The sequence below is a fragment of the Kaistia soli DSM 19436 genome (assembly GCF_900129325.1).
Classification (GTDB): Bacteria; Pseudomonadota; Alphaproteobacteria; order Rhizobiales; family Kaistiaceae; genus Kaistia; species Kaistia soli.
In genome coordinates this window covers 821,783-834,951 of record NZ_FQUP01000001.1, presented here as the reverse complement: position 1 = coordinate 834,951, position 13,169 = coordinate 821,783, and the positions used below count along the sequence as shown (strand labels likewise).

At 66.7% G+C, this 13,169-nt stretch carries 12 protein-coding genes; 3 read left to right on the top strand and 9 right to left on the bottom strand.

The features are described from left to right. Positions 1–78: 78 nt before the first annotated feature. A complete protein-coding gene (locus tag BUB39_RS04155; RefSeq protein ID WP_073051729.1) occupies positions 79–687 on the bottom strand; it encodes a hypothetical protein in 609 nt (202 codons plus the stop codon). Positions 688–1,105: 418 nt separating this feature from the next. On the opposite strand from BUB39_RS04155, the gene BUB39_RS04150 reads away from it, so the two are divergent. Then, on the top strand, positions 1,106–1,828 hold the full coding sequence (locus BUB39_RS04150) for a response regulator (protein ID WP_073051728.1): 723 nt from the start codon (positions 1,106–1,108) through the stop codon (positions 1,826–1,828). Continuing rightward, on the top strand, positions 1,825–3,120 hold the full coding sequence (locus BUB39_RS04145) for an ATP-binding protein (RefSeq protein ID WP_073051727.1): 1,296 nt from the start codon (positions 1,825–1,827) through the stop codon (positions 3,118–3,120). Before BUB39_RS04150 ends, BUB39_RS04145 begins: the two co-directional genes overlap by 4 nt. A 16-nt stretch (positions 3,121–3,136) precedes the next feature. Here BUB39_RS04145 and guaD read toward each other — a convergent pair whose 3' ends face one another. Further along, positions 3,137–4,522 carry a guanine deaminase gene (guaD, locus tag BUB39_RS04140; protein ID WP_244540141.1) on the bottom strand — a complete coding sequence of 462 codons (1,386 nt, stop codon included), beginning with the start codon at positions 4,520–4,522 and terminating at the stop codon, positions 3,137–3,139. Positions 4,523–4,712: 190 nt separating this feature from the next. On the opposite strand from guaD, the gene BUB39_RS04135 reads away from it, so the two are divergent. Then, positions 4,713–6,047 carry a L,D-transpeptidase family protein gene (locus BUB39_RS04135; protein ID WP_073051725.1) on the top strand — a complete coding sequence of 445 codons (1,335 nt, stop codon included), beginning with the start codon at positions 4,713–4,715 and terminating at the stop codon, positions 6,045–6,047. A 10-nt stretch (positions 6,048–6,057) separates the two neighbouring features. Here the strand turns inward: BUB39_RS04135 and BUB39_RS04130 are convergent, their stop codons facing one another. From BUB39_RS04130 to BUB39_RS04105, 7 genes are all read right to left on the bottom strand, one after another. Then, complete coding sequence (locus tag BUB39_RS04130; protein ID WP_073051724.1) at positions 6,058–6,435, bottom strand: lysozyme inhibitor LprI family protein; 378 nt, start codon at positions 6,433–6,435, stop codon at positions 6,058–6,060. Positions 6,436–6,500: 65 nt separating this feature from the next. Continuing rightward, positions 6,501–7,217 carry a cytochrome c biogenesis CcdA family protein gene (locus tag BUB39_RS04125; RefSeq protein WP_073051723.1) on the bottom strand — a complete coding sequence of 239 codons (717 nt, stop codon included), beginning with the start codon at positions 7,215–7,217 and terminating at the stop codon, positions 6,501–6,503. Beyond that, complete coding sequence (locus tag BUB39_RS04120; RefSeq protein ID WP_073051722.1) at positions 7,217–7,618, bottom strand: thioredoxin family protein; 402 nt, start codon at positions 7,616–7,618, stop codon at positions 7,217–7,219. The genes BUB39_RS04125 and BUB39_RS04120 overlap by 1 nt, the downstream gene beginning before the upstream one ends. A gap of 101 nt (positions 7,619–7,719) precedes the next feature. Next, a complete protein-coding gene (locus BUB39_RS04115) occupies positions 7,720–8,031 on the bottom strand; it encodes an MliC family protein (RefSeq protein WP_073051721.1) in 312 nt (103 codons plus the stop codon). Positions 8,032–8,063: 32 nt separating this feature from the next. After that, positions 8,064–8,234, bottom strand: coding sequence for a hypothetical protein (locus tag BUB39_RS25405; RefSeq protein ID WP_175561725.1), 171 nt, complete (start codon positions 8,232–8,234; stop codon positions 8,064–8,066). Positions 8,235–8,356: 122 nt separating this feature from the next. Then, positions 8,357–11,635, bottom strand: coding sequence for a cellobiose phosphorylase (locus tag BUB39_RS04110; protein WP_073051720.1), 3,279 nt, complete (start codon positions 11,633–11,635; stop codon positions 8,357–8,359). A gap of 11 nt (positions 11,636–11,646) precedes the next feature. Further along, positions 11,647–13,125, bottom strand: a complete 1,479-nt coding sequence (locus tag BUB39_RS04105) for an aldo/keto reductase (protein ID WP_342168771.1) — start codon at positions 13,123–13,125, stop codon at positions 11,647–11,649. Positions 13,126–13,169: the final 44 nt, after the last annotated feature.

Below are 13,169 nucleotides of genomic sequence, written 5' to 3'. Positions count from 1 at the left end.
GGGCAGGAGGGGGCCGCCAACTTCCTGACTGTCAACCGGCCCGTGGGGCGGGAGCTCGTTGACGTGCCGTCAGGAATTTCACTGCTGAGGCGCCGGGGGCGGCGCATCAGGTCCTGGGCCGGCCGCATCAGGTTCGGCCGGCATCGGGGCTTCCTCGTTCATCGGTCCGGGGCCGTCGTCCATGGCGTCAGGGCCTGCCTGATCGGGTCCGACATCGCCTGCGGGGCCCATCATGGGCCCATGATCGGCGGGTTCTCCGGCGCCCGGCCTGTGCGGTCCGGGGCCGAATGTCCAGGCACCTGGGCCCATCGGACCCCTTCCCATTCCGCCATCCATCGGGCCGCGGCCTTCCGGTCCGGGCCCGCGCATCGGCGGGCGCGGAAACAATTCGATCGTTGAGAGCCGATCAATCTGCTGGGGGGTGAGCTTGGCGCGCAGCGCCGTGATCGCCTGCAGCAGCGCATCGGCCTTGGCCGCCCGCGCCTTCATCCGCTGCGCGATCTGCTCCTGGCGAGCAAAGGCGTTATCCGCGCCCGCACCACCCGGTCCGGCTGTGGGGTGTGCAGGCGGTGTCGGCGGCGTGAACAGATCGATGAGGGCGCTGGTATAGTCGCGCCAGGCATCGATCTGGTCGCTCTTGATGCCGACCAGCGTCTCGGCACCGGCCAGACGCTCTGCGAGGCGCATCGCCCAATCCTGGGCTCCGGGTCGCGGGCCTGGCGGCGGCATCGGATGCCACCGGCCTTTTTCTCCACCCGGCGGCGGTGTCGGCGCCATAGTCGCCATGCCATCCTTCGGGGCCGGGCCTGCCTGATTATCCGCTACCGCCAATGCTGGCGTGCTAAGGATAAGCAGCGTTCCGATCGCTAGTGATAGGCGTTTCATACAATCCTCCATGGCTGTTCGACAGCGAGGGCACGCTAGACGATCGCCATTTCGTGACGTCGTCTTCGCATGGCAGAACCTTGCCTGTCCGGGAATTCTTGTTACGCAACATTGCTGTGCGGCCTTCCGAGAGGTTTGTTTACCAAACCGTCGGCCTAGATCGCTTCCGAGGCTGTATGCCTCGCATACGCAACCCCTCCGTTTGAGTGCCGTTCCATACATGCAGATCACGCCTCACATTCTCGTCGTCGATGACGACCTCGAAATTCGAAAGCTGCTGGGCCGGTATCTCGACCAGCAGGGACTTCGCGTCACGCTGGCGGCCGATCGCCGCGAACTCGAGGAGAAGCTGGAAACCCAGCAGATCGATCTCATCGTCCTCGACGTGATGCTGCCCGATGGTTCGGGTCTCGATATCTGTCGCCAGTTGCGCGATCGAAAGCCGCATATACCGGTGATCCTCCTGACGGCGCTGAAAGAGGATGTCGACCGGATCATTGGGCTGGAGATCGGCGCCGACGACTATGTCGGCAAGCCGTTCAACCCGCGCGAGCTGCTGGCCCGTATCCGTGCCGTGCTGCGCCGGGTCGCCGATATCGCCGAGCCGCCGACCGTCGAGAGCTATCGCTTCGCGGGCTTCGTCGCCTCGCCGACCAGCCGGTCCGTGATCGACCCCGACGGGGCCGATGTCGTTCTGACAGGGGCCGAGTTCGATCTGCTGCGCGTCTTCCTTGATCGTCCAGGCCGCGTGCTTTCGCGCGACCAGCTGCTTGATCTGACGCAGGGCCGGGAGGCCGATCCGCTCGACCGCTCGATCGACGTGTTGATGAGCCGCCTGCGGCGCAAGCTCGGCGATGGCGGCAATTTCCAGATCTTCAAGACGGTGCGCAATGGCGGCTATCAGCTCTCGACCAAGGTCGAGACGATCGAGACCCCGCGTTGAACACGCTACGCCTCAGGATTGCGGCCCTGATCGTCTGCGCGATCGTCGCCGTCGTCGGCATGGCGACGTCCGCCGCTGTCGCCGTGATTGGGCGGCCGGGCCCCGAGCGAATGGTCCAGGACGCGGCCCTGCAGATCGACCTTATCTCCCGCCTGGCCGAACAACTGCCCGATGATTTCGAGCCCGGAACGGTCAATCCCAGCCTGCACGGCATGCGCCTTCTCCCCGGGCCCGCGACGGGGCCGGTCGATGAGAGGCTGACCGAGGTCCTGCGCGCCGAGCTGGCGCATATCGGCCAACCGCGGCCGGTACTCGTCAGCGAGTCTGTTCCCGACCAGCCGATGACCGTTTCGGTGCCGATCGCCAGCCAGGGCTGGTGGATCGCGATGCCGCTTTCGGCGCGCCCGCCGCCGCCCCGCGCCGCATGGTTCATCCTGCTTGGCTGGATGTCAGCCATCGTTCTCGGCGCCGCTGGCATCGCGGTGGTGATCTCGAACCGGCTGACGCGGCCGCTGCAGATGATCGAGGGCGCGATCGCCTCGGTCGGACCGGACGGAACCTTGCCGGTGCTGCCCGAGCTCGGTACCGGCGAGATGAAGGCGACCGCGAAGGCGCTCAACCGTCTCTCGGCGCGGCTGAAATCGGCCATGGAAAGCCGCATGCGTCTTGTCGCGGCGGCAGGCCATGATCTTCGTACGCCGATGACCCGCATGCGCCTCAGGGCGGAGTTCGTCGGCGACGATGACGAGCGCACGCTCTGGCTGCGTGACCTCGAGGAACTCGATCGCATCGCCGATAGCGCGATCCGCCTCGTTCGCGAAGAAGCGTCGTCGGGCGAGAGCGAGCGGGTCGAGATGGGCGGACTGCTGCGCGAGATCACCGGCGAGCTCACGATCCAGGGCATGCGGCTCGACCTGGGCGAGACGACCGAGGCCGAGGTCGCCGTGGCTCGGCTGGCTTTGACGCGAGCGCTGCGCAATCTCTTCATCAATGCCGCCACGCATGGCGGGGGTGGCCGCATCACGGCCTCGACCGACGGCGGTTTTGTCGTCATCTTCGTGCGCGACAAGGGCCCCGGCATTCCGGAAGATCTGATTGCCCATGTCTTTGAGCCGTTCTTCCGCGTCGATCCTTCGCGGCGTCAGGCGATGCCCGGTGCCGGCCTTGGGCTCGCGATCGCCAAGGAAATCATCGAGCGCAACGGCGGAACCATCACGGTGAGTAACGGCGCCCAAGGCGGCCTTGTGCAGGAAATCCGCCTGCCGCTAGCTCCGGACCAGCCCGCGGCCTGAGACCCGCGCTGCGGGTTCAGCCGCTGTGGCCCGAGACCGCGCGTCCGCCGACCCAGACGCAGGTGAGATTAGGCCGCGAGGCGGTATAGACGATCTTCTCCAGGAGATCGGACTCTTCATCGACCTCCTCGAACAGCCGCATCGTCGAGCCCGGGGCGTCGGGGTCGACGAGGATGGCGTCGAAATGCTTGCCGGGCGCAAAGGTGCCGACCGGCAGGTCGAGCGCATCGGCGCCGCCCGCTGTCGCCAGATGAAAGGCGAGCGGCACGTCGATACGCATCCCCGCCCGGCCGCGCCGGTCGGCAGGGAGGTCGGGATCGACACCGCCCTCCAGCATGCGCGAGGCGGCGACCGCCATGCGCTGCACTTCCAGCATCGAGGCGCTCGGCCCGCCGGAGATATCGGTCCCGAGACCGACGCGAACCTGCTTTGCAAGCGCCGCGCGGATCGGGAAGACCGCATTGGCGAAATAGGCGTTGGAAAGCGGGCAATGCGCCACGGCCGAGCCGCGCGCCGCGAGGCGATCCATGTCTGCAGGGGTCAGGAAATTGGAATGGGCCAGCACCGTGCGCCGGGTCAGCAGCCCGAAGTGATCGAGCATCTCGGCGTCGGTGCGTCCGTAGCGGGAAAGCACATGGCCATGTTCCCAGTCGCTTTCCGAGCAGTGGGTCTGGACATGGCAACCGCATTCCGCGGTGAGGGCGCCGAGACCCTCCAGGAGAGCGTCGGTGCAGGAAGGAATGAAGCGCGGCGTCGCGACGGCTTTGACGAGGCCGCCATTGCCGGGCAGAGCGCCGAGATGGTCGATCAGCGCCCGCGTGCCGTCGATCGCCGCCCGGGCGCTCTCGTCGCGATAATAGGGCGGGCACGCCTCAGGATCATCCATCGCCACCTTGCCGACCAGGGCGCGCTGTCCCTTGGCGAGGCAGATCTCGGCGAGGAGCCGGCTCGCCTCCTGATGCACGGTCGCGAAGTAGAGTGCCGTCGTCGTGCCGCCGGCGAGAAGGTCGCCGACCAGCGCCTCGTAGCTCTTGCGCGCGAAGGCGAGATCGGCATAGCGCGCTTCGAGAGGGAAGGTGTAGCGGTGCAGCCAGACTTCGAGCGGGACATCGAGCGCCTTGCCGAGCTGGGGATATTGCGGCGCGTGGATATGCAGGTCGACGAAGCCAGGCAAGATCGCGGTCCGCGCCGGCAACTCGATGAGCGTTCCGGCCTGCCGAGCCGCGGCGCGGCGCGCGGCATGGTGTTTATCGGCAGTGGGCGTCACGCGGGTGATCGTGCCGATGGCGTCGACCTCGACCACGGCGTCGGCGAGGATTTCGATGCCGTCCTGCCCAGGCGCGTGCAGGAACCGTCCGCTGATCACCTTGCCGCGCACATCCATCAACTCACCTCCTGCCATGCGTTCTCGGCCCTCTGGCCGCGCCGGAATGGTACAGGCGATCGGCGGCGCGAACAGCCGGGTGGACGAAGCGCCGCATGGGCGCCATCTTCCTCGGATCAACTCATCCTTAACCACGATGACCTAGGGTCCATCGCGGTTTGGGCCGAATGGCCGATCCCTGCGTTGCGTAGGCGTGGAGTTGAGCGTGATGAAAGCGTCGTCGATCTTGCTGCTGCCGGCCCTGCTGGCGCTATCGTCGGGCGCCGCGGTCGCGCAAGACTATAATCCGTACTACGGCTATCGCTATCGCGACTATGCCGAGCCGGCCTATGGCTATCGCGGCGCCTATCCCCAGATCGAGGCGGCGCCTCAAACTTATGAAGGCCAGCCGAGCGGTCAGACCTACCAGCTGCAGCAGCCTTACCAGCCTTATGGGCCGAACCAGGCCTATCAGCCGGTGCCCGAGGCGCCGCAGCCTGCCAACCCGCCATCTACGAATCCGCCGATTGCCGCCAATCCGCCCGCGGAGGTCGTTCCGGCGCTCGTGCCGGCTACATTCATCGCCGACGCCAACAACCCCGTCTTGCCGGAAACGCTGAAGCGCACCGGCAAGCAGGCGCTGCCGGCCGTGGCGCGGCTGCAGATCCTGCTCGACCGCGCCAATGTTTCGCCTGGCGTCATCGACGGTATGACCGGCGGCAATCTCGCCAAGGCGATCTCCGCGCTCGAGAACATGAACGGGATGCCTTCGACCGGGCGCATGGGCGCGCAGATCGACGCGATCCTCGCCTCGTTCGGCACGTCGCCGGTGCTGGTGCCCTATGTGATCACCGCTGCCGATGTGGCCGGACCTTTCGTGCCGACGATTCCCAAGGACTATGGCGAGATGGCGCAGTTGCCGAGCCTTGGCTATCGCAACGCCGGCGAGGCGCTTGCCGAGCGCTTTCATATGGATGAAGGCTTCCTGCGCCGCCTCAATCCCGGCGCCGGGTTCACCGAGGGCGAGACGATCACGGTCGCCGATGTCGGGCCGCCCGCCAAGACCAAGGTCTATCATCTCGTCGCCGATTCCGCGGCGCGGCAGCTGCTTGGCTACGACCAGCAGTGGAACCTCGTCGTGGCCTATCCGGCCACCATCGGCAGCACGGACATGCCGTCGCCGAGCGGCGTCCACGCGGTCAAGGCGATCGCGATCGATCCGGTCTACTGGTACCGCCCCAAGGTCAATTTCCAGCAGGGCAAGAACGACAAGGCGCTGAAGCTCGCGCCCGGGCCGAACAATCCTGTCGGCGCCGTGTGGATCGGCCTCGACAAGCCGACCTACGGCATCCACGGCACGCCCGAGCCGAGCCGGATCGACAAGACCAACAGCCATGGCTGCCTGCGCCTGACCAATTGGGACGCCAATGAATTGGCGCATCTCGTGCGGCCGGGCGTCGATGTCGAGTTCGTCGATCCGACCCGCACCGCTTCGGTCGCGCCGGCCGCTCCGGCCGCCGTCGCTCCGGCCGAGGAGCCGATGCCGCCGCCCTTGGCGCAGTAGCCCGTCCGCGTCAGAACGGGCCGCGCGCGGCAATCCGGTCAAAGGCAGCTTTGAGCGCCCCGATGCGGTCCTGATAGGCGTTGCCGAGGCAAGCGACATCGCTGCCGCAGGATCGGCGCCAGGAAAGCCAGGCCTTCTGATCGTCGCGCATATCGCCGGCCGTGCCCATCGCCACCAGCTTGAGCAGCATCTGGTAGCGGGTCGCCATCTCGACATCGTCGTCGTTCAAGTCGCGATGGGCGCAGATCGCGACCTCGTCAGGCTGGGCGGCTTTGGCGCAATTGAAGCTCGCCGCCTCCGCCTTGTACGGCAGGGCCGCTGCCACTGCGATGACTGCCAATCCCAGCATCCCGAGCACGATGCCACGCGTTCGTTCCGTCCCCATCATTGCCCCTTTCGACGATTCCCCCTTGTCGAGGATAGGCGAGGAGGTCGGAGAGGGCGAGGGCTGGCTTAAAACCGGGTGGCGAAGCCGACGAGCCATTCCGGCATCGCCTCCGCCAGGGCTCCTTCGACGACTTTGTCGAGCCCCGTGACCATGCCAAGGCCGACAAGCGCAAAGGCGAGGCCAAGCAAGGCACGGCCGATGGCAGCCGATTGTCCAGCGGCCGTCCGTCCGCGCCGCGCAAGCTTGCCGAGGCCGTAGCCCGCGACGAGCAGTGACGTGGCAGCGCCGAGTGCAAACACCACCATTGTGCCCATCGCAGCGGCCAGCGATCCGCCCGTCGCTGCGAGCGTCAGTGCGGCGCCAAGCGTCGGGCCAACACAGGGCGCCCAGGCGATCGCGAGAATGGCGCCGATGCCAGCCTGTGCGGCGAGACCCCCGGCCGGCATGCGCCCCGTCTGCCGATCGGCCCAGGCGCCGAGCGGCGCCATGGCCATTTCGGCGCGATGGGCGAGAGCCGGCACCAGCATGATGATGCCAAAGACGAGCATCACCGCACCAAGCACGATCCGTCCGGACCCGGTATCGCCAAGTTCCGCCCCGAGCGAGGCAAGCAGGCCGCCGAAGAGCCCGAATGTGACGGCGAGGCCGGCTGCCAGCGCCAGCGGCGCCAGCGGATCACGCGCCCGCGCCCCGGCGACGATGATCGGCGCCAGAGGCAGGACGCAAGGGTTGAGGATCGTGAGAAGCCCAGCGATGAAGGGAAACAGGATGGCGGTGAGCATCAGCCGGCGGCGTCGAGCACGGCGACCACCGAGGCTTCCGACGTGCCCCACGACATCCGGTCGACTTCCTTTCCGCCGCGGAAAGCGATCAAGGTCGAGCGCGGCACGTCGAGCGCTTTCACGACATCCTTCTGCTTGTCGTAGTCGACCCTGAAGAAGGCGATATCTTCGTATCGACCGGCCGCGGACAATCGCTTGAGGATCGAAGCCTGCGCATGGCATTGCAGGCACCAGCCCGCATAGACGTGAACGACCACCGGCCTGCCGGATTTGATCGCCGCGTCGACGGCGGCAGCATCATAAGGCTGCAGCGTGAAGGCCTCGGCGGGGACGACCGCGCCGAATGAGAGGGTCGTGGCGACAGCCAGCGAGAGGCCGAGCAGACGGCGGCGGTTCAACATCGGAGCATCTCCACATGGGAAGGACATCCGATATACGGGCCGCGCACGCCGCCCGTGTCGCCATCACGGCAAGTTGAGCGCCGCAAGCGAAGCGATTGGCGTCAGTTGCTCGCCTGGCAGTTGGTCGTCTTGCCAGCGCGGGTCAGTGTGCCGCCCTGGCCCTTGATCCAGAATTCGGTCTTGCCCTTGACGTAGCGTCCGCCGTCCGCCGAGACGGCCTGCGGCAGCGTCACCTTGCGGCCATCCGCAAAAGCGAGGGCGACGGATCCGGGCGTCGTGGTGAAGGCCGCCACGAAGGTCAGGCCGTTCTTGCAGGTGTAGTGCGCTGTCGCGTCGGCAAAGGCTGGCCCAGCGGCGATAAGCAGAGCGCCGGCCAGAAGGCCTGATGTGGTCCGGCAGAGTGTCTTCGTCATGTCTATCCTCGCGATCGCGTGGCGGCACTATGTCAGATCACCAAAGCACCCGCAAAGAGCCCGACAAGGGCGATCGCGGCCATGGCCCCGGTCCAGTAAAGCTTGCGATGGTGGTTGCTGCCAAGCGCAGCGCTCGGCCGGATGATCTGACTGCCAAGTCCCAAGGCGGCAGCGACACACATATAGACGACGATGGCGAGCAAGGTTCATCCCCCCTTAACGTTTTGTTAAGCTAGCCAGGATGACCGGTGAATGTCCACGTTCGCATAATGCCGCAGGCCGGAAATTGCCCGGTATTGTTAAGCGCGAAGGTTAAGTGCGAGCGTTACTGCACCGCAGGTCGGCGTGTTGCACTGCCCTCTGTCCATGAAAGCTCGACCGGGCCGAATTTACGCGGAATGACCTTGCCGAGTTCGCTGTTGCGGCCAAGGCCGAGTGCCAGTTCGACCAGAAGGCGGGTGAAGATGCCAGGTCCACTCGAATAGGTGCGCCAGCCGCCATCGACCGCCACCGTCCCGCCTTTGAGGCTCGCCCAGTCGGCAGATGCCTTGTAGCGATCGGCAAAGCCGGCGTCTGAAGACGAGAAATAGGTGTTACGCTGGCGCAACGTTGCCTGATTGAGAACCTCGGTGACGCGGATCGGATTTGCGAGCGCGATCGCGTGCCAGAGGGCGTCGGCCGCGCCCAGCCTTGCCAGCACTTCCGACTGGCGAAGATGGGCGTGCACATACATGAGCCCGATCTCGCGGCCGAAAAACGACGCCGATTCGGCCCGCCGGAAAAGCGTCTCAGGCCCGCCGGCATAGGTTACCGGCTTGTCCATCAGCCGCAGGCCGTCCGGAAAGCTGAGCGAGGCGTCGATCGCGGCGAGTTGTGAAACCGTCTCGTCTTCGCCGGCGAGGCCGCCCAGCATCGATTGCGTCATCGCGATCAACGAATAGGAAAGGCCGGTGCGCGTGTCGGAGGGGTGCAGCAGCAGTTCCGTGCGATGTCCCTCCGTGTCGAATAGCGCATAGCCGGCCGTGATGCCGCCGGAGACGAGGTGACGATCGAAATCGTCGCGGATGTTCTCGGCAAGCCGTTCCAGCCGCCGGGCCTCGTCATGGGCACGGCGATGCGTGTTGGCGTCCGCGCGGGCTAGGATCGCGGCATAGCGGGCGATCTGCTCGTGCAGCAGGCCCGCGGTCCAACTCGACACCATCCAGTCGCGCAGATGCGGATCATGCGGCTGGAGAGAATCGTTCCAGTCGCCTTCGCCATAGCGGATGAGATGCGTGCCCGGGATGAAGCGGCGCTCCGCCTCGGCGATCAGCGCGGCGACATGATCGGCGATGCTCGCAATCTCGCCGGCCGCGCCGCCGCGCCAGCCGACCTTCTCGGCGAGGACGCCGACATCGCCGCTCGCCTCGACATAGTCGCAGAGCGCCTTGAGCGGCCAGATGATCACGTCGCCATGGGCGTCGCCAGCGCGGATGTCGGAGTAGGGCGGCAGCATGAACCACTGCGGCCAGTCGGCGCTCTTGCGATTCTGCTCGGCGAAGAGCGCCCGCAGGATACGGTGCACCGCCGTGTCGTGGCGCATCGCGAGGAGGAATTCGATCGGCCCCTGACAGACGTCGCGCGTGCCCCAGGCCGCCCCGCTATACTGCTCGAGCCCGTGGGGCACAGTCAGGTGAACGATCGCGTCATGGGCGAGCCATGGCAGGATCAGGCTGGCCGCCTCGATGTCGGGATGATCGCCTGACAGCGTGATGTCGCGCGTCGCAAGGCTCCAGAACCGCCGCGCCGGCACGAGCGCCTCGTCCTGCGACCGGCCGCGGGCATAGCGATCGGCGAGACGATCGGCCTCTTTCGTGTCCGTCATCGAGCCGGTGAGGGCAAAGACTAGCGCATGCGTCTCATGGGAGAGCAGCGTGACCACGGGCCCGCCGCGCTCAGCGCCATCCGGAAACGCGAGCGCATCTCCGTCGATGGCTGCCACCGCCTCCGGCGTCGCCGTCACGAGGTCCATCCGCGCTTTCGGAAAGGCGCGGCCCCAAAGCGAATCGGCGCCCGGAGCAAAGCTTGCCCGCTTGGCTGCCGGATCGATTGTCACGGTCCCGGACTGTTCAAACTCGCGCTCGCCGAGCACGAGATGGCCGATGACAAGGAAGCGGCACGGCTCGCCCTCGACGTCGACGCGCCATTGCAGCGTCGCCTCATCGCCTGCCGCCACGGCGTGGACCGTCACAACCCGCGCGCCCAATACATAGATCCAGCGGCAATCGGAGAGACCCATCTCGAATAGCGACGGCACGCCGAGCAGTTCCCAGCCTTCGCCGCGATCGACGAGGATGCGAAGGCCGCTGGCGCGGGTGAGGCCATAGGGATCGCGCGACACCGAGAACAGCTTGTGGAACGAGGTGTTGCCGATGGTGAGCTGTGCCGCGAAGATCCCCTGCATCCATGCGGTCGCCGACAGCGTCTTCTCGTCGAGCATCAGGCTGTCGCCTGAGCGGAGGATCGAGCCATGCCGCCGGGCGATCAGCGCTTCCTTGGCGGCGGTGACCACGTGCCGGTTCTGCGCGCCGTCCTGGACGAAGAAGGAGAGCAGCGTGCTGTCCTGCTTCTCCTCGCGGAGCCGCGCCGGATAGCGGGCGGCGATCGCGGCCCCGCTGAGCGCGGCCGCGCGGGCCAGCGGCGCCGTTTCGAGCAGGCTGTGCACGGTCGGCCGGGTCTCGGCAGGCGCCTCGATGAGCGAGGCGGCGCGCGCGCCGATATCCGCGATCAAAGCGAGATCATCGGCCCCTGACGCCGCGGGATGATCGGCGAGGAAGCGGGCGAAGAAAGTGAGTGTCGTCGTCTCGCCGGGCGCCAACGTCCGCGCGGCCGTCTGGATTGCCGGGCAGGCGACCTCATGCTGCAGCACCGTCGACGGCAGGCTGATACCAAAGGGGAGGGCCAGCGCACCTGAGAGGCGAAAGGCCGGCCCGAACAGCTGCATCGCATCGGTCGCATAGCCGCTGGCGCCATCGAGGCAGCCCTGCACCAGCCAGGGGTGACGCCCGCCCTGGTCGAGATTCTGCCGCGACATCACGACCGGGCCGAAATCCGCATGGGTCTCGACGTGATGATCGAGATATTGCGAGGCATACGCCTCGCTGCCCATCAGGAAGCCGCGTCCGCCAAGGCCGACATCCTGCGCATTGATGAGGTCGAAGGCGACGGCCTCGCTGCCCTCATTGGTCACGGTGACGCGCCAGAACCAGATCGCTTCCTGGGCGTCGAGCGCGAGCACCGCGCGGTGGCGAAGCCCGCCCGAACGGCCTTCATAGACCAGGGCGTTGTCCGTATGGCCGAAATCGGCGTCCGATCCGCTGCCGGCGATCGTCGCGATGCCGGGCGAGCCTCCGCCCATACGCAGCAGGATGCGCCCGATCCCGCCGCCGGTCGGTGCCCCGAGCACCTGGTTGATCATGATCGTGCCGCGTGGCTCGCGATGCGTAATCGCGAACAGCGTGCCGTTTGGCAGCGCCTCAATAGCGAGGCCGGCTCCATTCTCGATCCGGACGAGGCCGAGCCCGTCGTCGCGCGGCGTTGCGAAACGCGTGATGCCGTCGTCCATGTCGCTCTCCCTCAGGCCGCGTCGACCACGGCCTCGGCTTCGATCTCGATGTCATAGGGCCCGACAAGCGCGCCAACTTCCAGCAGTGTGTTTGCCGGACGGATCGCACCAAAGAACCGGCCATGCACGCGCGAGGCCGGCTCCCAGTCCTTCGCGCTCTTCAGATAAACGCGCGTGCGGATCACGTCGTCGAGCGAGCCGCCAAGAGCCGTGATCGAGGCCGCGATCTTGTCGAGGATATAGGTCGTCTGCCCCGCAATGTCGCCGGGACAGACCACCGAACCATCGGTATGCGTCGCCGTCGTGCCGCTGACGAGGATGCGCTCCCCGATCCGGACGGCGCGCGAATAGCCGGCGATCGGTTCCCAGATGCTGCCGGAATCGACCCTGAGGCGTCCCGGCTTTCCCGGGATCGGTTCGGCCTTGTAGATCTGCGGCTGGCTCGCGAGGTGGTGGCTGAGATCACCCGAAGCCGTGAGGAACGGTGGCTTCCGATATTCATCGCCGCAATCGCCGGGCAGCGGCGTCGAGGCGGCGAAGGCGGCGTCGAGCCGCGCATGGTCCTCCGCGTCGAGATGGAAGTCGAAGGCCTTCAAATTGTCGGCGCGGTGTTCGCGCTCGCCGAGCCGCGCGCCGATGATGACGGCTGCCACGGCCGGATGATCGAGCACCCAGCGCGTGGCGACATTCGAGACGGAAACGCCGTGCTTCCGCGCGATGGCTGACGCCGCGCCGAGAATGCCCTGCAACACGTCCCAGCCGCCGATCACGTCGACGAAGCGGCGATATTTCATCTTCGACCAATCGGCCGGACCCTCCGGCTCCGCCGCGCCGAGCCAGCGCTCCGAGAGCCAGCCGCCGCCCATGGTGCCATAGGCGAGCAGGCGGATGTCGTTCGAAAGGCAGAATGCGCTCATCTCGTCCGCCGCGCGGCGATCGAGCAGCGAGAACGACACCTGATTGGTGGCGATCGTGATGCCGTTGCGAACGACCAGCGCCAGGTGATCGGTGTTGAAATTGGTCAGCCCGAGATGGCGGATGATGCCTTCGCTACGCATCACCTCCATTTCGGCCAGCGCATCGAGATAGGCCGGATGCTCGAAGCTCCACCAGTGGAACTGCATCAGGTCGACGCTGTCGACGCCAAGCCGGTCGAGGCTGCGCTGCACGCCGGCGCGCACGACCTCGCGCGTCATCGGCCCGGGCGTCGGACACCATTTCGTCGAGACGAACGGCTTCAGGCCGTCGTCCTTAGCAAGCTTCAGGAAGCGGCCGGTGATGAGCTCCGCGCTGCCATAATGGTCGGCCATGTCGAAGGCATCGAAGCCTGCGCGGGCATAGGAGAGCATCGCCTCGGCCGCGGCGTCGATATCGATCGTTCGCCCGTCACGCTCCATATCCGCGATCTGCCACAGCCCGGTCGCGATGCGCGGCAGCGAAAAGCCGGCCGGAAGCGTCAGGCGGGCTGGAACGGTGGACAGTCCGGACAAAGGGCGGCTCCTTGAATCAGGCGGGGCGCCGCGGCCTGCGGCGC